The following is a 25,330-nucleotide window of genomic DNA, read 5'->3' as shown; positions in this document are numbered from 1 at the left end:
CGGGCGTTGCGGGGTAGATGGTAAGGACGGCGGCGGCGCTTACCAAGGGTGGTGGCAGGGAAACTTCATCCCATCGCACGCCGCGTCGTGTTCGCTGCACACCTTGCACCATGCCCCGGTTACTTGGGCGTGAACCGGACCGGCGCAGTTGTGCATTCAAAGTCGACACAGTCGGGCAACGGCATACTTGCCCTGCCGTCCATACCGTCGCTTCCGGAACGTTTTCATGCGCAAGCCCGCTTTGCTGATCGTCGCCATCGTGCTGCTCGTGGCCGGGTTATGGGGCATGCGTGCGCTGCAGACGCCCAAGCCGCACTTCGCGCCGCAGCTGAGCGCGCCGATCGCCGCGGCGGTACCGGCCGAACGGCCATCCCGGCAGCACGAGTTGCCGGGGTTCCTGCCGACCGAAGCGATGGCCACGATCGTGCTGATCCAGCGCGGCGGCCCGTTTCCGCATCCGCAAGACGGCAGCGTCTTTGGCAATCATGAGCAGCACCTGCCCGCGCGCCCACGCGGCTACTACCACGAATACACCGTGGAAACGCCAGGCAGCCCCGATCGCGGCGCGCGGCGCATCGTCACCGGCGGCACGCCGCCTCAGGCGTGGTATTACAGCGACGATCATTACCAGAGTTTCAAATCGTTCCAGGGCCCGGCCCCGGAGCGCACGCCATGAGCGCAGGCGACTTCGCGCTGGATCTGTCCGACCCGCAGCAATCGGGCGTCTACCAAGCCGACACCGACGATCTGGACACCATGGCCGCGCTCGCCCGCGATGCCGGCCTGCACATCCTGCGCGTGGACCTGGCCGGTTGCAGCGACAAGCACAGGTTGCTGATGCGCCTGGCCACCCAACTGGACTTCCCGGCCAGCTTCGGCCGCAACTGGGACGCGCTCTCCGATGCCTTGCGCGACCTGGCGTGGCTGCCCGCAGCGCAGGGCTATGCGCTGCTGATCGACGGCGCCGACGCACTCGCGCGCACTGCGCCGAACGACCGCGACACCTTGCTGGATATTCTCGACCAGGCCGCTACCGCCTGGGCCACGCGCGGGCACACGTTCGCGGCGTTCGTGGCACCTGCCAGTGCCTGCGACTAGGCGCGGCCTGCAAGACCAGCCTGCGATCACGGAACAGACCAAGACCGGCACTGCGCGGGCGATCGGTGAGTGGCGGCGGGCACCTATCCCGCGTCTTACCTGACGCGCGGCCCCAACGCCTGCCACCGCGTCATGGATCTGTGGTGCCAGCTATCGGCACCGCACCTCCACAGGGCCGGCATGCAGTCGCGCGCCGGCCGATCATCAACCATCCAGTTCGCTCCAGCGCGCGAACGCCGCATCCAGCTGCGCCTGCGCGGCGCCCAATGCGGCAGTGTGCGCGGCCATCGCCGCACTGTCGCGCTGATAGAAGGCCGGGTCGTTCATGGCCTCGGTCAGTGCCGTGACCTGCTGCTCCAGGGTTTCGATCAACGCCGGCAACTGCTCCAGCTCACGCGCGTCCTTGTAGCTGAGCTTGCGCTTGGGCGCGGCATCGGCCGGCACCACAGCCGCCACCGGCGTGGTCGCCGCCGCCGTTGCCGATGCCTTGGCAACCGCCATCGCGTTGGGTGCCGGGGTACGACGCTGACGCAACGAATCGCTGTACCCGCCGACGTAATCGCCGATCAGGCCCTCGCCTTCCATCACCAAGGTGGAGGTCACCACGTTGTCGAGGAAGTCGCGGTCATGGCTGACCAGCAACAAGGTGCCGGTGTACTCGCCGAGCAGCTCTTCCAGCAGTTCCAGCGTTTCCACGTCCAGATCGTTGGTCGGTTCGTCCATCACCAGCAGGTTGGACGGCTGCGCGAACAGGCGTGCCAGCAGCAGCCGATTGCGCTCGCCACCGGACAGCCGGGTGATCGGCGCACGGGCGCGCTCGGGCGTGAACAAAAAGTCCTGCAGATACGCATGTACATGCTTGCGCTTGCCGTTGATCTCGATGAAATCGCGGCCTTCGGCCACGTTCTCGATCGCGCTCCAGTCCTCGCGCAGCGTGGAACGGTATTGGTCGAAGTAGGCGATCTGCAGATTGGTGCCGATGCGGATCTCGCCGTGCTGCGCCTGCAGATCGCCCAGCAACAGCTTGAGCAAGGTGGTCTTGCCGCTGCCGTTGGGGCCGATCAGACCGATACGGTCACCACGCTGGATGATGGTCGAAAAATCCTTGACCATCGTGCGCGCACCGAATGCGAAGCCGACCTCCTTGGCCTCGATCACCTTCTTGCCGGAGGACTCGCCCTGCGAGACTTCCATGCGCACGTTGCCGGTCAGGTCGCGGCGTTGCACACGCTCGTTGCGCATCGATTCCAGACGCCGCACGCGGCCTTCGTCGCGGGTGCGCCGCGCCTTGATGCCCTGGCGGATCCAGATCTCTTCCTGCGCAAGCATCTTGTCGAAGCGCGCATTTTCCTGTGCCTGCGCATTGAGCCGCTCTTCGCGGCGGCGCTCGTAATTGGCCCAGTCGCCCGGCCAGCTGGTGACCTGGCCACGATCGATCTCGACGATGCGGGTGGCCAGCGCACGCAGGAAGCGCCGGTCATGGGTGACGAACAGCACGCTGCCGTTCCAGTTCTTCAGGAACGACTCCAGCCAGTCGATGGCTTCGATGTCCAGATGGTTGGTCGGCTCGTCCAGCAGCAGCACATCCGGCGAGGACACCAGCGAGCGCGCCAGCAGCACGCGCCGCTTCATGCCGCCGGACAGCCGCGCAAACTCCGCATCGCCGTCCAGTTCCAGCTTGGTCAGCGTTTCGCTGACGCGCTGATCCAGCGCCCAGCCTTCGGCTGCATCGATCTTGGCCTGCACCTTGCCGAACGCATCGGCATCGAACACCTCGGCATGGCTGAGCTGATGGAACTCGGCCAGCCAATGACCCAGCTCGCCCAGGCCGTCGGCCACCACATCGAACACGCTGCCGCCGGTGCCCTGCGGCACTTCCTGCTCCAGCCGCGCGATGCGCACGCCTTGTTGCACGCGCACTTCGCCATCGTCGGGCTTGAGCTCGCCGGCAATCAGTTTCATCAAGGTCGATTTGCCGGCGCCGTTGCGGCCGATCAGGGCGATACGCTCGCCCGGCTCGATCGTGAGGTCGGTTTTTTCCAGCAATAAGGGGCCGCCGACGCTGTAGTCGACGCTTTGCAGAGTGATTAAAGGCATGCGCTGATTGTACGGGAATCGGGAATGGCGAATCGGGAATGGAAAAAGCCTCGCCGTTGCGATTCCCCATTCCCCACTCCCGATTCCCGCTAAAATGCGCCATGAACGAATTCTCCGCGCTGCCGCTGTCGCCGGCCCTGGCCCCCGGCATCGACGCCCTTGGCTACACCGTCCTCACTCCCATCCAGGCGCAGAGCCTGCCGCCGATCCTGCAGGGGCTGGACGTCATCGCCCAGGCGCCGACCGGCAGCGGCAAGACCGCCGCCTTCGGGCTGGGCTTGCTGCAAAAGCTCGATCCGGCAGTGACCCGTGCGCAGGCGCTGGTGCTCTGCCCCACCCGCGAACTGGCCGACCAGGTCGGCAAGCAGCTGCGCAAGCTGGCCACCGGCATCCCCAACATGAAGCTGGTGGTGCTCACCGGCGGCATGCCGCTGGGCCCGCAACTGGCCTCGCTGGAAGCGCACGACCCGCAAGTGGTGGTCGGCACGCCCGGCCGCATCCAGGAACTGGCCCGCAAGCGCGCCCTGCATCTGGGCGGCGTGCGCACGCTGGTGCTGGACGAGGCCGACCGCATGCTCGACATGGGCTTCGAGGAACCCATCCGCGAGATCGCCAGCCGCTGCGACAAGCACCGCCAGAGCCTGCTGTTCTCGGCCACCTTCCCGGACATCATCCGCACGCTGGCGCGCGAGATCCTGAAGGACCCGATCGAAATCACCGTCGAAGGCGCCGACAACGCGCCGGAAATCGACCAGCAGTTCTTCGAGGTCGACCCGACCTACCGGCAGAAGGCCGTCGCCGGCCTGCTGCTGCGCTTCAATCCCGAATCCAGCGTGGTGTTCTGCAATACCCGCAAGGAAGTGGACGAAGTGGCCGGCTCGCTGCAGGAGTTCGGCTTTTCAGCGCTCGCGCTGCATGGCGACATGGAACAGCGCGACCGTGACGAAGTGCTGGTGCGCTTCGTCAACCGCAGCTGCAACGTGCTGGTGGCCAGCGACGTGGCCGCACGCGGGCTGGACGTGGAAGACCTGTCGGCCGTGGTCAACTACGAGCTGCCCACCGATACCGAGACCTACCGCCACCGCATCGGCCGTACCGCACGCGCCGGCAAGCGCGGGTTGGCGCTCAGCCTGGTGGCCTCGCGCGAGACCGGCCGCGCGCAGGCGCTGGAAGCCGAACAAGGCCAGCCGCTGACCTGGTCGCGCGCACCGCTGGCAACCTCCCGCCCCGCGCAGCTGCCGCAGGCGGCCATGACCACGCTGCGCATCGATGGCGGCAAGACCGACAAGCTGCGTGCCGGCGACATCCTCGGCGCACTGACCGGCGAAGCCGGGCTCTCGGGCGCGGCGATCGGCAAGATCGCCATCTACCCCACGCGCTCCTATGTCGCCATCGCCCGCGCGCACGTCGCCAAGGCACTGGCGCATCTGCATGCGGGCAAGATCAAGGGCCGCCGGTTCCGGGTCAGCAAGCTGTAACCAAGCTGCGGCAGAGATCCTGCCGACTGATCGATCGCGCGGCGGCGACAGCACCCGCCGCGCGATCCACAGGGATGCACACGCTGGCGCACATGGGCGATCTGCACACGGCGGCACGACCGTTGCGCCGGTTTGCAGGCCGTCAGAGCAGCGAGACGCGCAGTCGGAAAGAGGCCTGGATCAATAGCTCAGCGTTGCCAGCAGCGGCACGTCATTGGCCCACTTCTCACGGCCCTGCAGCGCCAGCAGCTCGACCAGCACCGCCGCGCCGACCACTTCCAGTTCCAGCTGTGCGGCCAGACCCAAGGCCGCGCGCAGCGTACCGCCGGTGGCCAGCACGTCGTCGACGATCAAGACACGGGCACCGCGCGGCAACGCATCCTCGTGCATCTCGATACGATCGGTACCGTATTCCAGCGCATATTCCTGGATCAGCGTCCGCCCGGGCAGCTTGCCGGGCTTGCGTACCGGCACGAAGCCGGTGCGCAGTTCGCGCGCCAGGGCTGCCCCCAGGATGAAACCGCGCGCTTCGATGCCCAGCACCGCATCCAGCGGCGTGGTGCGCCAGGGCTGCGCCATTTCGTCCAGCGCGGAAGCGAAATCCGGGCCGTCGGACAGCAGCGGCGTGATGTCCTTGAAGACGATGCCCGGCTTGGGAAAATCGGCGATGTCGCGGATGCGCTCGGACCATTGATTGGGTCCGGAAGAATGGGTGCCGGCGCAACGGGTGCAGTCAGTCATGGTGGCAGTGGCATCAGGGCCGGTGGGGACGCCCCTATTCTAGGCTGCGCGGCCTGACGACGCTGGGTTTACGACATACCTGCATCTGAGCGCGTCAGGAACTGCACGACAGCATCGAGCAACCGGCGCGGTCGCGCGCCCAGTCCGGCCGCCGCGCGGTAAACGCGACGCGGCCCGGCTGGTCGTCGTAGGGCCGGCGCATGACCTCCAGCAATTCCTGCACGCCCGAGGCATCGCCCTGCTCGGCCAGATCGATCGCCTGCTGCGCCAGGTAGTTGCGCAGCACATAACGCGGGTTGGCCAGGCGCATGCGTTCGCGTCGCTGCTCCGGCGACAGCGTGTCCTGGCGCAGCCGCGCCGCGTAGCGCTGCAGCCATGCCTGCAATGGCACGGCATGCGCGAGGCGCTTGTCCTGGTCGTAGAACGCCTCGTGCAATAGATCCGGATCAGGATTTTCATGCGCGAACGCGATCAGGCCGCGGAATGTCAGCGTCATGTCCATCTCGGCGTCGAGCATCAGCGCGCGCAGCGCATCGATCAACTGCAGATCCTCGTCGCGGCAGTCGGCCAGGCCCAGTTTGGCAGCGGTGTCGTGGCGGTCGCAGGCCAGGTAGGTATCGCGGAAGCGGTCCAGGCCCTGCTGCAACCGCGCCTGGTCGGCAAACAGCGGCGCCAGCGCCTGCGCCAGGCGCCCCAGGTTCCAATAGGCGACCTGAGGCTGGGTGCCGAAGCGATAGCGACGCCCCTGCGCGTCGGTGGTGTTTGGCGTCCAGTCCGGGTCGTAGTCGTCGACCCAGCCATAGGGGCCGTAATCGATGGTCAATCCCAGGATCGACATGTTGTCGGTGTTCATCACCCCGTGCACGAAGCCCACCCGCATCCAGTGCGCCACCATCACTGCAGTACGCTCGCAGACCTGCGCGAACCATGCCGCGTACAACGCCTCACCGGCACCTTCCAGCTGCGGGAAATCGCGTGCGATGGTGAAATCCACCCATTGCCGCAGCAGCGCAAGATCGCCGCGCGCACCGGGCAACTCGAAATTGCCGAAGCGGATGAACGAGGGCGCCACCCGACACACGATCGCGCCCGGTTCGCGCTGCGGCCGGCCGTCGTAGAACATGTCGCGCACCACCGCATCGCCGGTGGTGACCAGACTCAGCGCGCGTGTGGTCGGCACACCCAGATGGTGCATCGCTTCGCTGCACAGGAATTCGCGAATCGACGAGCGCAGCACCGCCCGGCCATCGGCCCCGCGCGAGTAGGGCGTCGGGCCGGCGCCCTTGAGCTGCAGCTCGTAGCGGCCGCCATCGACCCCGATCGCCTCGCCCAGCGAAATCGCCCGGCCATCGCCCAGCTGGCCAGCCCAATGCCCGAACTGGTGGCCGCCATAATTGACCGCCCATGGCTGCATGCCCGGATACACCGCATTGCCAGCAAACACCTCGGCAAAGCGCGCGCTGCCGATCTCCGCGGCGTCCAGCCCTAGCCGTTGCGCGACATCTGCCGAATACGCCAACAGGCGCGGCGCGGCGACCGGTGTCGGCGCCACCGCCGACCATGCGGCGCGCACTTCGCGGCGGCGTGGACCTTGTTCCGGATCACCAGGCAGCTGCTGGCGCAGGCGGTTGTCAAATTGCAGGGTCGTCATGGCTGCCAGCGTAGGCCAACGACAATGAACTTCGCATGGGCAACCACGCATCCGGCTTTGCGCACGTACCGTATCTTCGATCAGCTGGCCGCCAGCAAGCGGACTCGTCCTGCACATGCTGGCGACAACCACAGCGTTATTCCTCCCTGCCCTTCGACAGACATCGCCCATGCCTTCGTGCGCTTACCGCTGGTTTCGCCCCGCCCTCCTGTTGCTCGGTTCGCTGACGCTGGCCGCCTGCAGCAGCGTGTTCTTCGGTGGCATCAACGCCGCATCCAGCCGCTACGGCATCGTCGAGCATCGCGACCAGGTGTTCGATGCGGCGCATGATTTGGCACTGGACGTCTACCAGCCGCGTGGCGCGGTGGATGCACCGGTGGTGGTGTTCTTCTATGGCGGCACCTGGAAGCGCGGAACGCGCGCCAACTATCGCTGGGTCGGGCGTGCACTCGCGCGCCAGGGCGTGGTGGTGATGGTGGCCGACTATCGCAAGTATCCGCAGGTGGGGCCGCAAGGCTTCATGTCCGACGCAGCCGCTGCCGCCGGCTGGGGCTATCGGCATGCCCACGCCTATGGCGGCAACCCGACGCGGCTGGCGGTGATGGGCCACTCCGCCGGTGCGCATATGGCTGCGCTCCTGGGTACCGATGCGCGCTGGCTGCAAACGCAGGGCCTGCAGCCCCGCCAGCTGTGCGGGGTGGTGGGGCTGGCCGGGCCGTACGATTTCCTGCCCACCAGCGACCCGGAACTGGTGGAGATCTTCGGCAAGGCGCCGCAGACGCAACAGCAGTCGCAGCCGGTGCACTTCGTTGGCGGCGACGAACCGCCGATGCTGTTGCTGCACGGCGATGCCGACCACGTGGTCGAGCTGCAGAACAGCACCTCGCTGCAGCAGGCCGTGCAACGCACGGGGGGCACGGCCGAGTTGAAGATCTACCCGAGCATGGGCCATCTCGGCTTGGTGCTGGCACTGCGCAAGTCGCCCGAGCGCTCGCCGGTGCTGCGCGACACGCTGCAGTTCCTGCGGCAGTGTCGGGCGCCGTGATGGGGCGGTAACGGATTGGGGAGCCGGGAGTCGGGAGTCGCCAACCCTGGCAGGACACCGTCAAGGCACGGTGACCTGCAGCTTCTGTGGGCGCACGGTCGACGCGGCGACCGCAATGTCACCCGGCCGGCTTGCGCCCCATCAGCGCGAACGGGCCGCCCTTCTTCAACGCGGCCTGATATGCCGGGCGCGCTTCGATGCGCGCGAGAAAGGCACGCAGGCGTGGATAGCTCTCCAGCCCGCCGCCGCGTGCAGCAGCCGCCTGCACCGGGAAGCTCATCTGGATGTCGGCCGCAGTGAAACGCTCGCCGGCAAACCACTCGCGTGCCTGCAGCGACTGCTCCATCCAGTCCAGGTGCAGCTTAAGCTGCGGACCGACAAAGCCCGCCATCGCCTTGTCCACGATGGCGCGTGCGATCGGCTTGGCGAAGAACGGCATCGGCGCACTGCGAATGCGCCCGAAGATCAGGGTCATCAGCAACGGCGGCATCGCCGAGCCTTCGGCGTAATGCATCCAGTAGCGGAATTGCAGGCGCTCCGGCGACTCCAACGGGCGCGGCGACGGCGACAAGGCGCACTCGGTGTCGTAGCGTTCGGTCAGGTACTCCAGGATCGCGCCGGACTCGGCCACGGTCAGATCGCCGTCGACGACGATGGGCGACTTGCCGAGCGGATGAATGGCACGCAAGGCCGCCGGTGCCAGCATGGTCTTGGGATCGCGCTCATGCCGGACGATCTGGTACGGCAGCGCCAGTTCTTCCAGCAGCCACAGCACGCGCTGGGAACGGGAATTGTTGAGATGGTGGACAGTGATCATGGCAGTGACTGCGCGGGAAAGCACCTATGCTACCGAGCCGCGTGTCGTCGCTGCGCTCACCTGCGCGGGTCGATCTGCCCGGCTCTGGCGCATCGATCAGATTGCGCCCAATAAAAAACGCCGGTCGCTTGCGCGACCGGCGTTTTGGCAACCTTACGGTTGCAGACGGATTAGACCGCCTGCACCTGGTCAGCCTGCATGCCCTTCTGGCCCTGCACGGCGACGAAGGTCACCTTCTGGCCTTCCTGCAGCGACTTGAAGCCGGTGCCCTGGATGGCACGGAAGTGCACGAACAGGTCCGGGCCGCTTTCCGGGGTGATGAAGCCGAAGCCCTTGGCATCGTTGAACCACTTCACGGTACCGCTCTGACGATCTGACATTTACAAACTCCTGAACTATAGATGGATAAATCGCAGCGTCCGAAAAGCCGGAGCTGAGACTGAGTTGCAGGCGTTGGTAAAGCGGAACGATGAAGCGAGATCTGTAACGATCCGGCTGCATCAGGCCACGATTCACGGTGACCCTTGCAAACACAGTGCGTGCACAGTACTCGTGTTCCCAGCAAAAAGCGACACCCTGCGTCAAATTTTTTACTGTCAGGCCGGATCCGACCACCTGTCAGGCCCTTTCCCTCCCGATTTCAGCACATGAATACGCCTCCCCTGCCGTCCCGCCCGCAGATCTGGGTCGATGCCGATGCCTGCCCGGCCGTCATTCGCGACATTCTTTTCCGCGCTGCCGCACGGACCGGCACGGCCGTGACACTGGTCGCCAATCATTTCCTGCAGACCCCTCGCCTGGCGCATGTGCGTGCGCTGCAGGTCCCCGGAGGGCCGGACGCGGCCGACGACCTCATTGCCAAACGCGTGGCTGCGGGCGACCTGGTCGTCACCCAGGACATCCCGCTGGCTGCCCGCGTCCTGCAGGCCGGCGCGGCCGCCGTCAGCCCGCGCGGCGAGCCGTTTACCAGCGACAGCATCAACGAGCGCCTGTTGGTACGCGGTTTTCTGGAGGAACTGCGCGGCGCCGGCGTCGTCACTGGCGGGCCTGCGGCCCTGCATCCGCGCGACCGTCAGGCATTTGCCGCCCAGCTGGACCGCTGGCTGGCCGAGGTGGCGCGCAACTGAGCGCCGTACGCCGGGGTTGCAGCGGGGGCGTATCATGGGCGCCCTTTGCAACCGGCATCCTGATGGCCCTTACCGCCACCGTCCGCAGGGCGGAACTCCAGATCAGCGACATGGACCGTGGCTACTACGCCAACCATTCGTTGACCCTGGCCCAGCACCCCTCCGAAACCGACGAACGCCTGATGGTGCGGCTGCTGGCGTTCGCGCTGTTTGCCGACGACCGCCTGGAATTCGGCCGCGGCCTCAGCAACGAGGACGAACCCGACCTGTGGCGGCGCGACTACACCGGCGACCCGGACCTGTGGATCGACCTCGGCCAGCCGGACGAGAGCCGCGTGCGCAAGGCCTGCAACCGCTCGCGCGAGGTGGTGGTGATCGGCTACGGCGGCCAGGCCACCGAAACCTGGTGGAAGAAGCATGCCAACGCGCTGGGCCGGCACCGCAACCTGCGGGTGCTCGAACTGGAGTCGCAGGCCACCGAAGCGCTGGGCGCGCTGATCCAGCGCGGCATGCGCTTCGATGTGATCATCCAGGACGGCGAGGTGCAGATGCTGGCCGACCACGGTAGCGTCACCCTGACCCCGATGGTGCGGCAAGCTCCGGCCGAATGAGCACGCGTTGCGACGTGCTGGTCGTCGGTGCCGGCGCGGCCGGACTGATGAGCGCCTTCACCGCCGGCCGGCGCGGCCGCCAGGTGCTGGTGATCGACCATGCCAACAAGGTCGGCAAGAAGATCCTGATGTCCGGTGGCGGGCGCTGCAACTTCACCAATACCGGCACCGCCCCGGGCAACTTCCTCTCGGCCAACCGCCACTTCTGCAAGTCCGCCCTCGCCCGCTACAGCCCGCTGGATTTCGTGGAGATGGTCGAGCGCCACGGCATCGCCTATCACGAGAAAGAGCTGGGCCAGCTGTTTTGCGACATCTCGTCCAAGCAGATCGTGCGCATGCTGCTGGACGAATGCGACGCGGCCGGCGTGCAGGTGCGTACCGACTGCAAGGTGCATTCGGTGCAGCGTGACAGCGATGGCTTCACCGTGGAGACCAGCCAGGGACGCGTGCAGGCGCAGTCGCTGATCGTGGCCACCGGCGGGCTGTCGATCCCGAGCATGGGCGCCAGCGGCTTCGGTTACGCGCTGGCCCAGCAGTTCGGCCACACGCTGTTGCCGACGCGCGCCGGGCTGGTGCCGCTGACCTTGAGCGGCAAGCACCAGGAGCGGCTGCAGGATCTGTCCGGGCTGGCGGTACCGGTCCAGGCGCAGTGCAACGGCGCCAGCTTCCGCAACTTCATGCTGATCACCCATCGCGGCGTCAGCGGCCCGGCCATCCTGCAGATCTCCTCGTACTGGCAACCCGGCGACGAGCTGCGCCTGGACCTGCTGCCGGGCCAGGACGCCGCCGCGTGGCTGCGCGAACAAAAACGCCAGCGGGGCGCCACCGAGCTGCGCAACGTGCTGGCCGACGTGCTGCCACGGCGGTTTGCCCAGCGCCTGTGCGAGGTGTGGTTGCCGGACAAGCCGGTCCGCCAGCTCGACCCGCCGCAGTTGCAGGCCGCCGCCGACCTGCTGGCCGCCTTTCCGCTGATCGCCAGTGGAACCGAAGGCTATCGCACCGCTGAAGTAACGCTGGGCGGTGTCGATACCCACCAGGTCTCCAGTGCGAGCATGGAGTCGCGCCTGGTGGCCGGCCTGTACTTCGTCGGCGAGGTGCTGGATGTGACCGGATGGCTGGGCGGCTACAACTTTCAGTGGGCATGGGCGTCCGGTCACGCCGCCGGGAGCGTAGCCTGATGCGACGTCCACAGGCGCAAACGTGGCCTGAGTCTCACCCCGGATGCGGCCTTGTCCACAGACATGGACGCAGTCGAGTTCCTTCGTATATTAAAGCCCGTCGCCAGGGAAACTCGCATGCAAAAAGGTAAAGATCTCACCCTCCGCTTGATGATGGTCGACGACAGCGTCGAAGGCGCAGAGGCGATCGTGACCGCGTTGCGCAACGGCGGCATCGCGGTGCGCCCATCGCGACCGCAGACCCCGGAAGAGCTCGCCAGCATGCTGTCGGGGCAGATCGACCTGGCCCTGTACGGGCAGGCGCTGCAGATCCCGATGAGTGTGTTGCAGCAGCAGATCGCCGGCAGCGGCAAGGACATCCCGATCATCCTGCTGGCCGAGCGGATCGAGGAAGACGCGCTGGTCGAGGCCGCCGCGCACGGCATCCGCGCAATCGTGCTGCGTCATCGCCCCGAACACCTGCTGGCGCTGGTGCGCTCGGAATGGGCCGACCTGCAGGCACGCCGCGGGCTGCGCCGCATCGAGGCGCAGATGCGCGAAACCGAACGGCGCTGCGATGCCTTGATCGCCTCCTCGCGCGACCCGATTGCCTATGTGCACGAAGGCATGCATATCCGTGCCAACGAGGCGTACCTGGACATGTTCGGCTTCGAGTCGTTCGACGACGTCGAGGGCGTGTCGCTGCTGGACATGATCGCCGCGCAGTACGTCGACGATTTCAAGCAGTTGCTCAAGGCGATGTCCAAGGGCGAGCCGCCGCCGGCGCAGTACAAGGTCGACGCGCGCCGGCTGGAAGGCGACACCTTCCCGGCGACGATGGAGTTCGCCACCGCCACGTATGAAGGCGAGCCGTGCATCCAGGTGGTGTTCCGCCGCCGCGAGGAATTCGACCCGGAGCTGGCGCGCGAGGTCGAGGACCTGCGTCAGCGCGACCAGGTCACCGGCCTGCTCAACCGCCCCGCCTTCATGGTGGCACTGGAACAGGCGGTGGCGCGCGCCGGCCGCAGCGAAGGCCAGTCCGGCTTCCTGCTGATCGAGCCCGACCATTACGCCCGCCTGCTGCCCGAAATCGGCCTGGATTCGGCCGACGCGCTGATCGCCGCCCTGGCCGCGCATGTGGCCAGCGTGACCGATGACAGCGTGGTCGCCGCGCGTTTCGGCGAGCACAGCTTCGCGTTGCTGATGGACGGCAATTACGCGCGCACGCACGCATTGGCGGAACTGGTGCGCGACGCGTTCGCGCAGCACGTCTTCAGCATTGGCGCGCGCTCGGCCACGGTGACGGTGAGCATCGGCGGCGTGCAGATCGGCGAGAAGATCGCCAGCATCGGGCAGGTACTCAACCGCGGCACCGAGGCGGTACGCACCACCGCCGAGCTGGGCGGCAATGCAGTCAGCATCTACGACCCGGCAGCGGCCGACCGGGCCGAAGAAGAACGCATCGAACGCTGGGTGCAACAGCTGCGCGAGGCACTGGCCGGCGACGGCTTCCTGCTGCATTACCAGCCGGTGCTCAACCTGCAAGGCGAGCCGCTGGAGCTGTATCAGGTCTTCCTGCGGCTGGAGCGCAACGGCGAGATGATGTCGCCGAACGCCTTCATGGCGATCGCCGAAGAACACGATCTGATCACCGAGATCGACCGCTGGGTGGTGGCGCGCGCGATCCGCCAGCTTGGCGAGCGGCAGCGTGCGGGACACGCCACGCACCTGCTGGTACGCATCGGGCCCAACTCGTTTTCCGACCCGCAGATGGTCGACATCATCCGCGAGCAGCTGGCCGTGTATGGCGTGCCGGGCGAACGGCTGTGGTTGCAGACGCCGGAATCGAAGGTGTTCACGCACCTGCGCAACGCCCAGCAGTTCCTGGCGGCGGTGTCGGCGATGGGCTGCAAGGTCGGGCTGGAACAGTTCGGCTCGGGCCTGGATTCGTTCCAGCTGCTGGCGCATTTCCAGCCGGCCTTCCTCAAGCTCGATCGCGGCATCACCGGCGAAGTGGCCTCGGCCCGCGAAAGCCAGGAAAAGATCCGCGAGATCACCTCGCGCGCGCAGCCGGCCGGCATCCTCACCGTGGCCGAGTTCGTGGCCGATGCGCAGTCGATGAGCAGCTTCTTCAGCGCGGGGGTGGACTATGTGCAAGGCGATTTCGTCGCACCGACCGGGCCGTTGATGAACTACGAGTTCGGCTGAGGCCTGCAGCCGCATCGCATCGCTGGCACCTCGCGCCAGCCAACAAAAAACCCGCGTGCTGCGGGTTTTTTGTTGGCTGGCGTAAACCAATGCGCCACGCGGGCATCTGGCAAGGCCGTCTTACATCGCCGCACCGTTGGCGGCACGCAACGCGGCGATGCGCTCGGCCAGCGGCGGGTGGCTCAGGAACAGCCGGCGCAGCCCGTCGCCCACACCGCCGGAGATGCCGAAGGCCTGCACCTGCGAGGGCAAGGTGCTCTGGCCGTGGTTCAGCGACAGGCGCTCCAATGCGGCAATCATCTTGCCGCGACCCGCCAGCTGCGCACCACCGGCATCGGCGCGGAATTCGCGGCGACGCGAGAACCACATCGCGATCATCGTCGCGAACAGGCCGAACACCATCTCCAGCACGAACACGATGATGTAGTAGGCAAAGCCGCGGCCACCATCGCGGTTGCCCGACATGGCGCTGTCGATGATGCCGCCGACCACACGTGCCAGCACGATCACGAAGGTATTGAGCACGCCTTGCAGCAAGGCCATGGTGACCATGTCGCCATTGGCGACATGTGCGATTTCATGGCCCAGCACCGCCTCGGCCTCGTCCTGGCTCATGTTCTGCAGCAGCCCGGTGGACACCGCGACCAGCGCGTTGTTGCGGTTGGCGCCCGTGGCGAAGGCATTGATTTCCGGGCCGTCGTAAACCGCCACCTCCGGCATGCCGATGCCGGCCGCCTGGGCCTGACGGCGCACCGTCTCCAGCAACCAGCGCTCGGTCGGCGTGCGTGGCTCGGTGATCACCTGCGCGCCAGTGCTGCGCTTGGCCATGAACTTGGACAGCAGCAACGAGATGAACGAGCCGCCGAACCCGAACACGGCCGCCATCACCAGCAGGCCGCTCATCCGCGCGGGATTGACGCCCGCGACCGACATCACGATGCCGGCCAGCATCAACACCGCAAAATTGGTCAGCAGGAACAGGAAAATGCGGTTGAACATGGTGCGATGACTCCACGCGAGCAGGGTGACCTGCAGCGGATCTGCGGTCGTCAGCGCTTGAAATCAAGCGATCACCTGACCGACGATTCAGCCGATCATGCCAGCCCTCCTCTACCGCGGCCGCTTCGCGCCCTCCCCGACCGGCCCGCTGCACTTCGGCTCCCTGCTGGCGGCATTCGGCAGCTGGCTGCTCGCGCGGCACGCCGGTGGTCAGTGGTGCGTGCGCGTCGAAGATATCGATCCACCGCGCGCCGAGCCCGGCGCCTGCGAACGTCAACTGCGCACCCTGGCCGCCTTCGGCCTGCGCCCGGACCTGCCGGTGCTGTATCAATCCGACCGCCACGCGCACTACGACGCCGCCGTCACCCGCTTGCTGGAGGCGGGACTGGCCTTCGAATGCAGTTGCAGCCGCGCCGATCTTGCCGGCATGGGCGGCATCCACCATGCCTGCGTGGCGCCGCTGAGTGCCCGCCGCGCGGTACGCCTGCGGGTGCCGCCACAGCCACCGGTCGGCTTCGACGACGCGCTGCAGGGCCACGTGGTGCAGGACGTGCATGCCGATGTCGGCGATGTGGTGCTGCGCCGCGCCGACGGCTACTGGGCGTACCAGCTGGCGGTGGTGGTCGACGATGCCGCGCAGGCCATCACCGATGTCGTGCGCGGCGCCGACCTGCTCGATTCCACCCCACGTCAGTTGCTGCTGCAGCGCGCGCTGGGCCTGCCGCAGCCACGCTATCTGCACCTGCCGCTGATCCTGGACCACGCCGGCCGCAAGCTGTCCAAGTCGCACGCCGCGCCTGCGCTGGACGATGCAAACCCACAACCGGCGCTGCACGCCGCCTGGGCGGTCCTGGGACAGGATCCGGCAGCATTGCCGCGCCGTGCCGCGCTCGACACCGTGCTGCAGCATGCGGTGCAGCATTTTTTGCCGCAGCGGTTGCCCCGGCAGCTGCATCTGGATGCCAACGGACGCGCATCACCGCCCCGGCGTGACTAGAATTGCGCCCCAGCGCCGGCGTCGGGCCAGGCAGCGCGCCTGTGCCCTGACCGCCATCGTCTTATCCTGTCCATTGGAGTCGTCATGACATCTCGCGTCGTATTGGTCACCGGCGGCACCGGCGGTATCGGCACCGCCATCTGCAAGCGCCTGGCCGACCAGGGCCACCGGGTGGCCAGCAACTTCCGCAATGCCGAAAAAGCCCAGGCCTGGCAGCAGCGCATGCAGAGCCAGGGCTACGACATCGCCCTGTTCCGCGGCGACGTGGCGTCTTCCGAGCATGCGCGCGCCCTGGTCGAAGAAGTCCAGGCAGCGCTTGGGCCGATCGAAATTCTGGTCAACAACGCCGGCATCACCCGCGACACCACCTTCCATCGCATGACCGCCGAACAGTGGCATGACGTCATCAACACCAATCTCAACTCGGTCTTCAACGTCACCCGCCCGGTGATCGAAGGCATGCGCCAGCGCGGCTGGGGACGGGTGATCCAGATCAGCTCGATCAACGGCCTGAAGGGCCAGTACGGGCAGGCCAACTACGCGGCCGCCAAGGCCGGCATGCACGGCTTCACCATCTCGCTGGCACGCGAAAATGCCGCGTTCGGGGTGACCGTCAATACCGTGTCGCCGGGCTATGTGGCCACCGACATGGTGATGGCGGTCCCGGAAGAGGTGCGCGCCAAGATCGTCGCCGACATCCCCACCGGCCGCCTGGGCCGCCCGGAGGAAATCGCCTATGCGGTGGCCTTCCTGGTGGCGGAAGAGGCCGCCTGGATCACGGGCTCCAATCTGGATATCAATGGCGGCCACCACATGGGCTGGTAACGTTTGCTGCAACTTCGCGATGCAGCATGAAAATTCCTTGAAAATCATGCTGCGCAGCATTTTTTTGGTGTGCGCTTAAGAAAATAAGGCGTTGCGGCGGTTGCAAGGGCTGCTGCGGTGCGCCATCCTGCGCGCACTATCGTTGTGAGTGAACGTTCCATGGCCGGACTTCGCATCATCAAGAAGTATCCCAATCGCCGTCTCTACGACACGGAAATCTCCAGCTACATCACCATCGAAGATGTGCGCCAGCTCATCATCGACGGCGAAGAATTCGAAGTACGCGACGCCAAGAGCGGTGAAGACCTCAGTCGCGCCGTCTTGCTACAGATCATTGCCGACCGTGAACAGGACGGCGAGCCGATGCTGTCGACCCAGCTGCTGAGCCAGATCATCCGTTTCTACGGCGACTCGCTGCAGGGCTTCATGGGCAACTACCTTGAGCGCAGCATGCAGGTGTTCCTGGACCAGCAGCAGCAGTTCCGCCAGCAGATGGGCAACCTGCTCGGGCAGACCCCGTGGGCGATGATGAACCAGCTGACCGAGCGCAACCTGGAGTTGTGGCAGGAGTTCCAGCGCAACTTCGGCGCCGGTTTCGGGCGTCCGGGCGGCCCTGGTACGCCGCCGCCGGGGGCGAGCGGCATGGGCAGCGGCCCGATGGGCACCGGCACCCACGGCACTGCCGCCGGTAGCGCCGGCACCACCGGCAAGGCCCGCAACCGCGGATGACGCAAGCGCGGCGCCTGGAGCGTGAGACGCCCCACGGCGCCGCCAGTCAACGGCCGGCCCGCTCCGCGCAGGCCGCGCAGATCCGCTCCACGTGGTACCCACGCGCGCGCAGGCGCTCGACCACTCCGTCGCTCCCCAGCAGATGCAGCGCACCGACCACCACCAGCGTGGTCCCGCTCCCTTTGTCGAGCCGCTGTTCCAGCCGCGGCACCCAGCGCGCATTGCGCTCGACATTGATGTCCTGGTACAGCGCCGGATAGTGCTGCCGCATCTGCTCGGCCATCTGCGTGGACAGTGTGTGCACATCGCCATTGCGCCAGGCCGCGTGCAACTGACGCAGCTGATCGGTGGTGCCGGCGTCGTCCAGCGCCTCTTCCAGCAGCTGATGCTGCTCGGTGGGCGACATGCCGTCGAGCAAGGCAATCTGCTCCTGGGCGCGCTCCAGCCCATCGGCCGGTTTACCCTGGGCTTGCGCCTGCGCCATCAGGTAATGGTCCAGGCCGGCAGCCGGATCCATGCCTTGCCGGCTCATCTCCGCCAGGCTGATCGTCAACGCCACGAACCAGGGTTCCAGTGGCTGCAAGCTGTCCACCTGCATCCCGCGCTTGCGTGCGTAGCTGGTCAGCGCCTGCCAGGTCTTTGGATCGAGTACGTCCTGCAGGCGACGCCCGTCGCTGCGCCGCGCCGCCTGCAGCATGCGGCCGGCCAGTTCGGGCGATTGCGCATCGGACGGCGGTAGTTCGAACACCAACCGGTCGGCCTTGGCGAATGCCTGCATCACATCCGGTGACAAGGGGTAATCGCTGGGCTTGAGCACATGGAACGAGCCCAGCAGATACAGCGTGCCGCCCTTGCCATCGACCTTCCACAACAACGGCACCGGCGAACCGGCAGGCGTGTCGTGGCCGGCACGTGCCCAGGTCGGCGCGGCTGCCCCACCCCACAGCCCCAGCGCGATCACCGCGCCGCAGCACCAGGCGGCCAGCCGGGTGCGCATGCTTGCCTCTACCACGTCGCTGTCTCCACGTCAGTGCGGCACCTTGTAGGTTTTCTCGCCTGCCGATACCGCCAGGTCGATGCGGTTTTCCGGCGGCGGCAGCGGACAGGTCGCAAACGGAGTGAACGCGCACGGCGGGTTGTAGGCACGGTTGAAATCCACGACCACATGCCCGGAGGCGTCGGGCACGTCCAGGTCCAGGAAGCGCCCGGCCGGATAGCTGCCGTGCCCGCTGGTGCGGTCGGCGAACACCACGAACATCGGCCGCCCCGGTTCGCCGATGGTCTGCAGCCGATATGCCTTGCCATCGCGCTCGAAGGCGATGGCCCCGGCGTTGGGCTGTTCGCTGCTGATGCCGACGATGTCCACGATCGGAATGGTCTTGCCGACATCGTTGGGCACATAGCGTGCGCTGATGCGCCAGGACGGATCGGCCGGCCAGTACTCCAGCCCGGCGAAGTGGCTGCGCGACGGCGCGTCGGCATGCTTGACCCGCAGCGCGTTGCGGTCGCCGCGATGGATCAGGCTCAACACGCCCTTGCCGCCATCGAAATGGATGAAGGTCGGCTGCCGGTCGCGATCGGACTGGAAGCGGATCCGGCCGGTCAGCGGCTTGCCATCGACGCTCAAGGCCGCGTTGCGCTCGGGCACGAACCAGACCGTGTCGGCCTCGGTGGCGACCATGCCCAGCTTGGGCGGCCCGACCGCCAGCCTGATGCCACTGTCGGCACTGCTGCCGATGTAGTGCGCCTTCAGCGACAGCCAGTGCAGGCCGACCAGGCTGGTCCAGCCATCGGGCGCGCGCAGTTCGGTCAGGCGCGCTTCGCGCCAGGCCGCGTTGTCGGCCAGGAAGGCCTTGTCGAGTGCGACCGGTGCCGCCGGCGGCGGTGCGTCCTTGCCGCAGCCGGCCAGCGCCGCACACACCAGCGTGCCGAGCAGCCAGCGGTTCCCCCTGTGCAATGCAGCCATCAGCGCCCCCTCAGGAACCAGCGATCGATTTCGCCCAGCGTAAACCGTGCCCAGGTCGGCCGGCCATGGTTGCATTGGCCCGAGCGCTCGGTGATTTCCATATCCCGCAGCAGTGCGTTCATTTCCGGCACGGTCAGGCGCCGGTTCGCACGCACCGCGCCGTGGCACGCCATGGTGGAGAGCAGCTCGTCGCGCGCCCCGGCTATGCGCCGGCTCTGGCCATGTTCGCGCAGGTCGCCGAGCACATCGCGCAACAGCGCCTCGGGGTCGGCGTTGGCAAGCAATGCGGGAATGCTGCGCACGTGCAGCGATTGCGGGCCGGCGCGGGTGACCTCGAAGCCCAGGCTGGCCAGCGTGTCGGCTTCGCGCTCGGCGGTGTCGGCCTCGCGCTCGCCCACCGCCAGCGTCATCGGCACCAACAGCGGTTGCGCGTGCAGGCCGATGCTGTCGTGCGCGTTCTTGAGCCGCTCGTAGCCGATGCGTTCGTGCGCGGCATGCATGTCCACCACGATCAGGCCTTCGGCGTTCTCGGCCAGGATGTAGATGCCGTGCAACTGCGCCACGGCATAGCCCAGCGGCGGCACGCCGCTGTCTGCGGCAGTCGCCGGCAGGCCCATTCCCGATCCCTCGGGCAAGCGTGCCGACTGCTGCTGCGCGCCGCTGGGCGGCGGCGCATACAGCGCGCTATAGGCCGCACGCGCCTCATCCACGCGCAGGCCCAGCGGGGTCTGCGATGGCGTCCACTGGCCGTAGCCGGCACCACCGGCGCCACTGCTGCTGCTTCCGCTTCCGTAGCCTGGGCGATCGAGCATGCTCGCCGGCACCGCGCCGGCATCGCCGGTGCCTTCCGTAGCGCTGCTGTTGGGCATCGCGCCGGCGCGCGTCTGCGCCAGCGCGTCCTGCAAGGTGCGGTAGACGAAGTCGTGGATCAGCCGCGCCTCGCGGAAACGCACCTCGTGCTTGGCCGGATGCACGTTGACGTCCACGCGCGCCGGATCCAGCTCCAGGAACAGCACGTAGGCCGGCTGGCGGCCATGGAACAGCACATCGCCATAGGCCATCTTAACCGCGTGCGCGACGCTGCGATCGCGCACCGAGCGGCCGTTGACGTAGAGATACTGCTGGTCGGTACTGGCGCGCGAGTAATGCGGTTGGGCGACCCAGCCGTGCAGCCGCAGACCGGCGCCACTGTGATCGACGCGCAAGGCCTGCCGTGCGAAATCCTCGCCCAGGGTTTCGCCCAGACGCGCATCCGAATACAGGTCGCCCGGCTTGTAGCGACGCGAGGGTTTTCCGTTGTGCGAAACCCGCAACTCCACATCGGGCCGCGCCAACGCCAACGAACGCAGCCACTCTTCGATATGCCCCAGCTCGGTGCGCTCGGCACGCAGGAACTTGCGCCGCGCCGGTACGTTGAAGAACAGCTCGCGCACTTCGACCGTGGTGCCGGGCGCGTGTGCACGTGGCATCACCTCGCCCAGGCGGCCACCGTCGATCTCCAGCGCGGAGCCATGTTCGGCATCGTGGCGGCGCGAGATCAGGGTGAAACGGCTGACCGAGGCGATCGACGGCAACGCTTCGCCACGAAAGCCGAGCGTGGCCACGGTCTCCAGATCGTCCAGCGATGCGATCTTGCTGGTAGCATGCCGCGACACCGCCAGCGGCAGTTCGTCGGGGGTGATGCCGCTGCCGTTGTCGCGGATGCGGATCAGCCGAACGCCGCCCTCTTCCAGCTCGATATCCACGCGGGTGGCGCCGGCATCGAGTGCGTTTTCGACCAGTTCCTTGACCACCGACGCGGGCCGCTCGACGACTTCGCCGGCGGCAATCTGGTTGATCAGGATCTCGGGGAGCTGACGGATCGCCATCAGCGCAGGCGCTCGTGCTGGACGCAAAGGTCCACGCGCATCGAGGGTGTAGCAGGCAAGGCAGACGTCGGCACGGCAATCCGGCGGCGCGCGGGCGCCGTCATCAAGGAATCAGTGCGGAATGATAGCCGAGCGGCTCAGCGGCTGCCGCCGGCCACGGTGCCGACGCCGGCATCGGCTTCGGCCTGCGCGCGCGCGGCAAACAAGGTGCCTGGCGGTGGCTGGCGGGTGAAGAAGGTATCGATGCCATCCAGCACGGCCGCGGCGATCTTGCGCTGGTAGGCCGGGTCGATCAGGCGACGCTCTTCGTCCGGATTGGAAATGAAGGCAGTCTCCACCAGCATCGCCGGCATGTCGGAGGTGCGCAGCACCGCGAAGTTGGCGCGTTCCAGCTGCGGCTTGTGGTTGTTGCCGATCCGCTTGAGGCCGCCGAGCACGTGCCCTGCCGCATCCTCGGAGGCCTTCATGTGGCCGCTCTGCGCTAGATCCAGCAGCACATTGGCTAGCGTGCTTTCGGTCTGCTGCAGACGCACGCCGCCGACCAGGTCGGCGGCATTTTCCTTGTCGGCCAGCCAGCGCGCGCGCTGCGAGGAAGCCCCCTTGGTCGACAGCACATAGACCGACGAGCCGGTCGCACTGCGGTTCTCGGCAGCGTCGGCATGGATGGAGATGAAGATGTCGGCCTTGGCGGCGCGTGCCTTCTGCGCGCGCATCGGCAGCGGAATGAACACGTCGGTATCGCGTGTCAGGTAGGCCTTCATGCCGGGCGTGGCGTTGATCTGGCGCGCCAGTTCGCGCCCGACGGCCAGGGTGACATCCTTTTCGCGCTTGCCGGTGGGGCCCATGGCGCCCGGATCCTGGCCACCATGTCCCGGATCGATCGCAACGATCAGCGGCCGCATGCCGGGTGCCATCTTGATCCGCGAGGCCTCGCTGGGCAGCACCGGACGCGGCGGCAACTCGTCGCTATCCGCCGCGGCAACGCCGCCGGCGGTATTCGGTGTGGCAGTCACGGCATTACCCGACGCGGCGCCCGTCGGCGCATTGCCGCCATTCAAGATGGCAGCCGGCGATGCGGCGTTGCCTGTCATCGCGGGTGCTGGCGACGTACCGGCGGTGGCGACGGTGCGATTGGAGGAGTTGCCGGCAGTGCCGGCTGGCGCGGACGCGCTGGTGGTTACCGCGGCCGCGGCCGTGCCTGGACGCGGTGTCGGCACGCCGGTGGCCACCGTCGTCGGTACCGGCGCCGGGGTGACGGTGGGCATGGCCGAGGCAGGGACATACGGTGCGGGCGCCGGCGCAGGCGGCACCACCGACGCACGCTGCGCAGACGCCGCCAACGCAGCGGTCGCGCGGGCCGCCTCGGATTGTGCATTGGCCGGGCGCGGCGGCGGCGTCGCAGGTGTTGTCGGGTTGGCAGCCACCGTGCCGGCGGAGACCGGCGAATCGCCCGGCCACTCGATCACCAGGGTCGACGCACTGCCCAGCGTCTGCATCTGCGGCTTCAACGGCGTGACCGGCGTTGCCAGCTCGAAGACCACCCGGAAGGTGCCCGGCACCGGTTGGCCGGTCCGCACCGAGGTCACCAGGCCGGCTGCGGGCGGCAATTTGAGGCCACGCACACCGGAAGAATCGGGAAAATCCACCACCAGGCGATTGGGGTTGGCCAGCGACAGGGTCTTGAATCCGCCGCTGCCGGCCAGCTGGATCTCCGCACGCGTGCCGGTGGCACCGGTACTGATACCGACACCCTTGATTTCGCCGGCCCACGCAGCAAAAACCGCCAGGCTGAGGCTGGCGGTCAGGGCGAAAACACAGAACTGGCGGAACCCCGGTGTCATGGCGCTGGATTCAATCACCCGAGCGTGTGAATTGCAAGGTGATTTCCCTTAATAATCCACAACCTGGCGTTCATTGTTGTTGTGAGCCGGCAAAAAGACGCTGCAACTGCGGCAGGCCTGACAGCCGTGTCAGCCAGTCGCGCCCGGTTTGGCTGCGGCCCAGCAGCGTGACGCTGCGTCCCTCGCCATCGACCGCCAGTTCCACGTCAAGGTCCACCGGCGGCAGCGCGCCCGCGCCGCGCTCGGGCCATTCGACCAGCCACAGGCTCGCGCTGCCCTCGTCGAGCCCGAGAAAATCCAGTTCTCCGGCCTGCCCGATGCGGTACAGATCCAGGTGCCAGGCCTCGTCGCCGGTGCTGAGCGGATAACGTTCGACCAGGGTGTAGGTGGGGCTGCGAATCGGGCCGGTGACGCCGAGTGCGCGCAGCAGCGCACGCGCCAGTGTGGACTTGCCTGCGCCGAGATCGCCGTGCAGTTGCACCATCGCGCGGGTGGGCCGTACCGCGGCCAGGGCCTGCCCCAGGCTTTCGGTGGCCTGCGCATCGACCAGGTGTGCGCTGAGCTGGCTCATGCAATGGCTCCGGCATTGGCGAGGCGGCGCAGTTCGGGCAGCAGATCGGTCGGCAGCAGGCCGCGCTCGCCCGCGCGCGCAGCCGCATCGCCGGCGCAGGCATGCAGCAAGGCACCCAGGCTTGCCGCATCGAACGGCGACCAACCCTGCGCCAGCAGGGCTGCGATCACGCCGGTCAGCAGGTCGCCCATGCCGCCGACCGCCATGCCCGGATTACCGGCGTCGATGATGCGCGGCACTGCGTGCGGCGCGGCGATCACGCTGCCGGCGCCCTTGAGCACCACCACGGCATCGAAACGTTTGGCCAACGCGTCTGCGGCAGCCAGGCGGTCGTGCTGAACCTGCCCGGTCGACATCCCCAGCAGACGGCCGGCTTCGCCCGGATGCGGTGTCAGCACGCGCGGGCCGCGTGTCGGCACCTGGTTGGCGGCCAGCAGGTTCAGGCCATCGGCATCGATGACGACGGCACTGTCAGACGCCAACACGCCGTGCCACAACGGCTGCGCCCAGGCGTCCTGACCCAGCCCTGGCCCCAGTGCGACCACGTCGGCCGCATCGGCCAGCGCGTCGATGTCGTCGCCGGCCTGCAGCGCGCGCACCATCGCTTCCGGGCAGCGCGCCAGCAATGGCGCGACATGCTCGGCGCGGGTGGCGACCTGCACCAGCCCGGCGCCGCTGCGCAAGGCAGCTTCGGCGGTCAGCATGATCGCGCCGCCGCTGCCGAGGTTGCCGCCGACACACAGCACGCGCCCGGATTCGCCCTTGTGCGTATTGCGTCGGCGCGGGCGCAACTGCGCGGCCAGGGCATCGATCTCCCAGCTGTGCGCGGCCGGCGTCAGCCCGTCGAATGCCGCATCCGGCACGTCCAGCGACGCGACTGCGCGCGTGCCGGCATGCTCCAGCGCATCGCCGGTGTAGAGCCCCACGTGCGGCACGATGAACTGCAAGGTGGCGTCCGCGCGCACCGCAGCACCGAAGGCCACGCCGTGATCGGCATCGATGCCGCTGGGCACATCCAGCGCAAACACCGGCACGCCGGCGGCGTTGATGGCATCGATCAACGCGCCGGTCTCGCTGTCGGGCGCGCGGTTGAGGCCGATGCCGAACAGCGCATCGACGATCACATCGGCCTGCGCCAGCGGAGATGGAAACAGGTCGATCGCACCGCCCACGCCCAGATAGTCGGTGCAGGCGCGCTGCGCCAGCGGCGCGGCCGGGCCGTGCCCGGGAAGATGCACCACCTGCACCTGGCGCCCGGCCCGCTGCGCCAGGCGTGCCAGCACATAGCCATCGCCCCCGTTGTTGCCGGTGCCGCAGACCACCACGATGCGGCGTGCCCGTGGCCAGCGTTCCAGCAGGACCTGCCAGGCGGCCTGCCCGGCACGTTGCATCAAGGTATAGCCGTCGCCGCCGAGCAGCGTGGTGGCCTGCGTGTCCAGCCTGCGCGCGGCGGCGGTGTCGTAAAGATCGAGCGGTGCGTACATGCCGGGAATTCTATACTTGT

Annotated in this window: 23 protein-coding genes; 11 read left to right on the top strand and 12 right to left on the bottom strand. The window is 67.4% G+C overall.

Annotation, left to right across the window (positions count from 1 at the left end):
• The first annotated feature begins 226 nt into the window (after nucleotides 1–226).
• Together EO139_RS14655 and EO139_RS14650 are read left to right on the top strand one after the other, a co-directional pair.
• The gene (locus EO139_RS14655) at nucleotides 227–676 is read left to right on the top strand and encodes a ribonuclease (protein WP_104582194.1); all 450 of its coding nucleotides are present in this window, start codon (nucleotides 227–229) and stop codon (nucleotides 674–676) included.
• A complete protein-coding gene (locus tag EO139_RS14650; protein ID WP_119131439.1) occupies nucleotides 673–1,098 on the top strand; it encodes a barstar family protein in 426 nt (141 codons plus the stop codon). Before EO139_RS14655 ends, EO139_RS14650 begins: the two co-directional genes overlap by 4 nt.
• Nucleotides 1,099–1,302: 204 nt before the next feature.
• On the opposite strand, the gene EO139_RS14645 is transcribed toward EO139_RS14650, so the two are convergent.
• Entirely contained in the window at nucleotides 1,303–3,195 is a 1,893-nt protein-coding gene (locus EO139_RS14645) for an ATP-binding cassette domain-containing protein (RefSeq protein ID WP_104649035.1), read from the bottom strand.
• 101 nt (nucleotides 3,196–3,296) lie between these two features.
• Here EO139_RS14645 and dbpA point away from each other — a divergent pair, with 101 nt between their 5' ends.
• The gene (gene dbpA / locus EO139_RS14640) at nucleotides 3,297–4,673 is read left to right on the top strand and encodes an ATP-dependent RNA helicase DbpA (RefSeq protein WP_126971217.1); all 1,377 of its coding nucleotides are present in this window, start codon (nucleotides 3,297–3,299) and stop codon (nucleotides 4,671–4,673) included.
• A gap of 180 nt (nucleotides 4,674–4,853) precedes the next feature.
• On the opposite strand, the gene EO139_RS14635 is transcribed toward dbpA, so the two are convergent.
• Together EO139_RS14635 and EO139_RS14630 are read right to left on the bottom strand one after the other, a co-directional pair.
• The gene (locus EO139_RS14635; RefSeq protein WP_104582190.1) at nucleotides 4,854–5,414 is read right to left on the bottom strand and encodes an adenine phosphoribosyltransferase; all 561 of its coding nucleotides are present in this window, start codon (nucleotides 5,412–5,414) and stop codon (nucleotides 4,854–4,856) included.
• 94 nt (nucleotides 5,415–5,508) lie between these two features.
• On the bottom strand, nucleotides 5,509–7,065 hold the full coding sequence (locus tag EO139_RS14630) for a YdiU family protein (RefSeq protein ID WP_126971215.1): 1,557 nt from the start codon (nucleotides 7,063–7,065) through the stop codon (nucleotides 5,509–5,511).
• A gap of 169 nt (nucleotides 7,066–7,234) precedes the next feature.
• Here EO139_RS14630 and EO139_RS14625 point away from each other — a divergent pair, with 169 nt between their 5' ends.
• The gene (locus EO139_RS14625) at nucleotides 7,235–8,110 is read left to right on the top strand and encodes an alpha/beta hydrolase (protein WP_126971213.1); all 876 of its coding nucleotides are present in this window, start codon (nucleotides 7,235–7,237) and stop codon (nucleotides 8,108–8,110) included.
• Nucleotides 8,111–8,228: 118 nt separating this feature from the next.
• Here the strand turns inward: EO139_RS14625 and EO139_RS14620 are convergent, their stop codons facing one another.
• Both EO139_RS14620 and EO139_RS14615 read right to left on the bottom strand, forming a co-directional pair.
• Nucleotides 8,229–8,927: a glutathione S-transferase gene (locus tag EO139_RS14620; protein WP_115676885.1), complete on the bottom strand. Its 699-nt coding sequence runs from the start codon at nucleotides 8,925–8,927 to the stop codon at nucleotides 8,229–8,231.
• A 170-nt stretch (nucleotides 8,928–9,097) separates the two neighbouring features.
• Entirely contained in the window at nucleotides 9,098–9,307 is a 210-nt protein-coding gene (locus tag EO139_RS14615) for a cold-shock protein (RefSeq protein WP_006451993.1), read from the bottom strand.
• Between the two features lie 267 nt (nucleotides 9,308–9,574).
• Here EO139_RS14615 and EO139_RS14610 point away from each other — a divergent pair, with 267 nt between their 5' ends.
• From EO139_RS14610 to EO139_RS14595, 4 genes are all read left to right on the top strand, one after another.
• On the top strand, nucleotides 9,575–10,054 hold the full coding sequence (locus tag EO139_RS14610; protein ID WP_126971211.1) for a YaiI/YqxD family protein: 480 nt from the start codon (nucleotides 9,575–9,577) through the stop codon (nucleotides 10,052–10,054).
• 62 nt (nucleotides 10,055–10,116) lie between these two features.
• Nucleotides 10,117–10,665: a YaeQ family protein gene (locus EO139_RS14605; RefSeq protein ID WP_104582185.1), complete on the top strand. Its 549-nt coding sequence runs from the start codon at nucleotides 10,117–10,119 to the stop codon at nucleotides 10,663–10,665.
• On the top strand, nucleotides 10,662–11,843 hold the full coding sequence (locus tag EO139_RS14600) for an NAD(P)/FAD-dependent oxidoreductase (RefSeq protein WP_104582184.1): 1,182 nt from the start codon (nucleotides 10,662–10,664) through the stop codon (nucleotides 11,841–11,843). The genes EO139_RS14605 and EO139_RS14600 overlap by 4 nt, the downstream gene beginning before the upstream one ends.
• Before the next feature lie 117 nt (nucleotides 11,844–11,960).
• Nucleotides 11,961–14,030: an EAL domain-containing protein gene (locus EO139_RS14595; protein ID WP_104649041.1), complete on the top strand. Its 2,070-nt coding sequence runs from the start codon at nucleotides 11,961–11,963 to the stop codon at nucleotides 14,028–14,030.
• 120 nt (nucleotides 14,031–14,150) lie between these two features.
• Here the strand turns inward: EO139_RS14595 and htpX are convergent, their stop codons facing one another.
• Complete coding sequence (htpX, locus tag EO139_RS14590; protein ID WP_126947302.1) at nucleotides 14,151–15,029, bottom strand: protease HtpX; 879 nt, start codon at nucleotides 15,027–15,029, stop codon at nucleotides 14,151–14,153.
• Nucleotides 15,030–15,126: 97 nt separating this feature from the next.
• On the opposite strand from htpX, the gene gluQRS reads away from it, so the two are divergent.
• The 3 genes from gluQRS (at nucleotide 15,127) to phaR (ending at nucleotide 17,580) form a co-directional block, all read left to right on the top strand.
• A complete protein-coding gene (gene gluQRS, locus EO139_RS14585; RefSeq protein WP_126971209.1) occupies nucleotides 15,127–16,026 on the top strand; it encodes a tRNA glutamyl-Q(34) synthetase GluQRS in 900 nt (299 codons plus the stop codon).
• Nucleotides 16,027–16,110: 84 nt separating this feature from the next.
• Nucleotides 16,111–16,851, top strand: a complete 741-nt coding sequence (locus tag EO139_RS14580; RefSeq protein WP_126971207.1) for a beta-ketoacyl-ACP reductase — start codon at nucleotides 16,111–16,113, stop codon at nucleotides 16,849–16,851.
• A gap of 159 nt (nucleotides 16,852–17,010) precedes the next feature.
• Entirely contained in the window at nucleotides 17,011–17,580 is a 570-nt protein-coding gene (gene phaR / locus EO139_RS14575; protein ID WP_104582180.1) for a polyhydroxyalkanoate synthesis repressor PhaR, read from the top strand.
• Between the two features lie 46 nt (nucleotides 17,581–17,626).
• Here the strand turns inward: phaR and EO139_RS14570 are convergent, their stop codons facing one another.
• The 6 genes from EO139_RS14570 to EO139_RS14545 form a co-directional block, all read right to left on the bottom strand.
• The gene (locus tag EO139_RS14570; RefSeq protein WP_126971205.1) at nucleotides 17,627–18,577 is read right to left on the bottom strand and encodes a TraB/GumN family protein; all 951 of its coding nucleotides are present in this window, start codon (nucleotides 18,575–18,577) and stop codon (nucleotides 17,627–17,629) included.
• Nucleotides 18,578–18,607: 30 nt separating this feature from the next.
• Complete coding sequence (locus EO139_RS14565; protein WP_164739862.1) at nucleotides 18,608–19,546, bottom strand: DUF1684 domain-containing protein; 939 nt, start codon at nucleotides 19,544–19,546, stop codon at nucleotides 18,608–18,610.
• Entirely contained in the window at nucleotides 19,546–21,414 is a 1,869-nt protein-coding gene (gene mutL, locus EO139_RS14560) for a DNA mismatch repair endonuclease MutL (protein WP_126971203.1), read from the bottom strand. Before mutL ends, EO139_RS14565 begins: the two co-directional genes overlap by 1 nt.
• Nucleotides 21,415–21,551: 137 nt before the next feature.
• Nucleotides 21,552–23,255 carry an N-acetylmuramoyl-L-alanine amidase gene (locus EO139_RS14555; RefSeq protein ID WP_126971201.1) on the bottom strand — a complete coding sequence of 568 codons (1,704 nt, stop codon included), beginning with the start codon at nucleotides 23,253–23,255 and terminating at the stop codon, nucleotides 21,552–21,554.
• A gap of 70 nt (nucleotides 23,256–23,325) precedes the next feature.
• The gene (gene tsaE, locus EO139_RS14550; RefSeq protein ID WP_126971199.1) at nucleotides 23,326–23,826 is read right to left on the bottom strand and encodes a tRNA (adenosine(37)-N6)-threonylcarbamoyltransferase complex ATPase subunit type 1 TsaE; all 501 of its coding nucleotides are present in this window, start codon (nucleotides 23,824–23,826) and stop codon (nucleotides 23,326–23,328) included.
• Nucleotides 23,823–25,310, bottom strand: coding sequence for an NAD(P)H-hydrate dehydratase (locus EO139_RS14545; RefSeq protein ID WP_126971197.1), 1,488 nt, complete (start codon nucleotides 25,308–25,310; stop codon nucleotides 23,823–23,825). The genes tsaE and EO139_RS14545 overlap by 4 nt, the downstream gene beginning before the upstream one ends.
• Nucleotides 25,311–25,330: the final 20 nt, after the last annotated feature.

The organism is Xanthomonas sp. BRIP62411, assembly GCF_003993525.1.
Lineage (GTDB): Bacteria > Pseudomonadota > Gammaproteobacteria > Xanthomonadales > Xanthomonadaceae > Xanthomonas > Xanthomonas euroxanthea.
This window is presented reverse-complemented; position numbering and strand designations above follow the sequence as displayed.

Bases quoted from the DNA above. Each gene is read 5' to 3' on its own strand.
- EO139_RS14655 (WP_104582194.1), top strand. From the start codon at position 227: ATGCGCAAGCCCGCTTTGCTGATCGTCGCCATCGTGCTGCTCGTGGCC.
- EO139_RS14650 (WP_119131439.1), top strand. From the start codon at position 673: ATGAGCGCAGGCGACTTCGCGCTGGATCTGTCCGACCCGCAGCAATCG.
- EO139_RS14645 (WP_104649035.1), bottom strand. From the start codon at position 3,195: ATGCCTTTAATCACTCTGCAAAGCGTCGACTACAGCGTCGGCGGCCCC.
- dbpA (WP_126971217.1), top strand. From the start codon at position 3,297: ATGAACGAATTCTCCGCGCTGCCGCTGTCGCCGGCCCTGGCCCCCGGC.
- EO139_RS14635 (WP_104582190.1), bottom strand. From the start codon at position 5,414: ATGACTGACTGCACCCGTTGCGCCGGCACCCATTCTTCCGGACCCAAT.
- EO139_RS14630 (WP_126971215.1), bottom strand. From the start codon at position 7,065: ATGACGACCCTGCAATTTGACAACCGCCTGCGCCAGCAGCTGCCTGGT.
- EO139_RS14625 (WP_126971213.1), top strand. From the start codon at position 7,235: ATGCCTTCGTGCGCTTACCGCTGGTTTCGCCCCGCCCTCCTGTTGCTC.
- EO139_RS14620 (WP_115676885.1), bottom strand. From the start codon at position 8,927: ATGATCACTGTCCACCATCTCAACAATTCCCGTTCCCAGCGCGTGCTG.
- EO139_RS14615 (WP_006451993.1), bottom strand. From the start codon at position 9,307: ATGTCAGATCGTCAGAGCGGTACCGTGAAGTGGTTCAACGATGCCAAG.
- EO139_RS14610 (WP_126971211.1), top strand. From the start codon at position 9,575: ATGAATACGCCTCCCCTGCCGTCCCGCCCGCAGATCTGGGTCGATGCC.
- EO139_RS14605 (WP_104582185.1), top strand. From the start codon at position 10,117: ATGGCCCTTACCGCCACCGTCCGCAGGGCGGAACTCCAGATCAGCGAC.
- EO139_RS14600 (WP_104582184.1), top strand. From the start codon at position 10,662: ATGAGCACGCGTTGCGACGTGCTGGTCGTCGGTGCCGGCGCGGCCGGA.
- EO139_RS14595 (WP_104649041.1), top strand. From the start codon at position 11,961: ATGCAAAAAGGTAAAGATCTCACCCTCCGCTTGATGATGGTCGACGAC.
- htpX (WP_126947302.1), bottom strand. From the start codon at position 15,029: ATGTTCAACCGCATTTTCCTGTTCCTGCTGACCAATTTTGCGGTGTTG.
- gluQRS (WP_126971209.1), top strand. From the start codon at position 15,127: ATGCCAGCCCTCCTCTACCGCGGCCGCTTCGCGCCCTCCCCGACCGGC.
- EO139_RS14580 (WP_126971207.1), top strand. From the start codon at position 16,111: ATGACATCTCGCGTCGTATTGGTCACCGGCGGCACCGGCGGTATCGGC.
- phaR (WP_104582180.1), top strand. From the start codon at position 17,011: ATGGCCGGACTTCGCATCATCAAGAAGTATCCCAATCGCCGTCTCTAC.
- EO139_RS14570 (WP_126971205.1), bottom strand. From the start codon at position 18,577: ATGCGCACCCGGCTGGCCGCCTGGTGCTGCGGCGCGGTGATCGCGCTG.
- EO139_RS14565 (WP_164739862.1), bottom strand. From the start codon at position 19,546: ATGGCTGCATTGCACAGGGGGAACCGCTGGCTGCTCGGCACGCTGGTG.
- mutL (WP_126971203.1), bottom strand. From the start codon at position 21,414: ATGGCGATCCGTCAGCTCCCCGAGATCCTGATCAACCAGATTGCCGCC.
- EO139_RS14555 (WP_126971201.1), bottom strand. From the start codon at position 23,255: ATGACACCGGGGTTCCGCCAGTTCTGTGTTTTCGCCCTGACCGCCAGC.
- tsaE (WP_126971199.1), bottom strand. From the start codon at position 23,826: ATGAGCCAGCTCAGCGCACACCTGGTCGATGCGCAGGCCACCGAAAGC.
- EO139_RS14545 (WP_126971197.1), bottom strand. From the start codon at position 25,310: ATGTACGCACCGCTCGATCTTTACGACACCGCCGCCGCGCGCAGGCTG.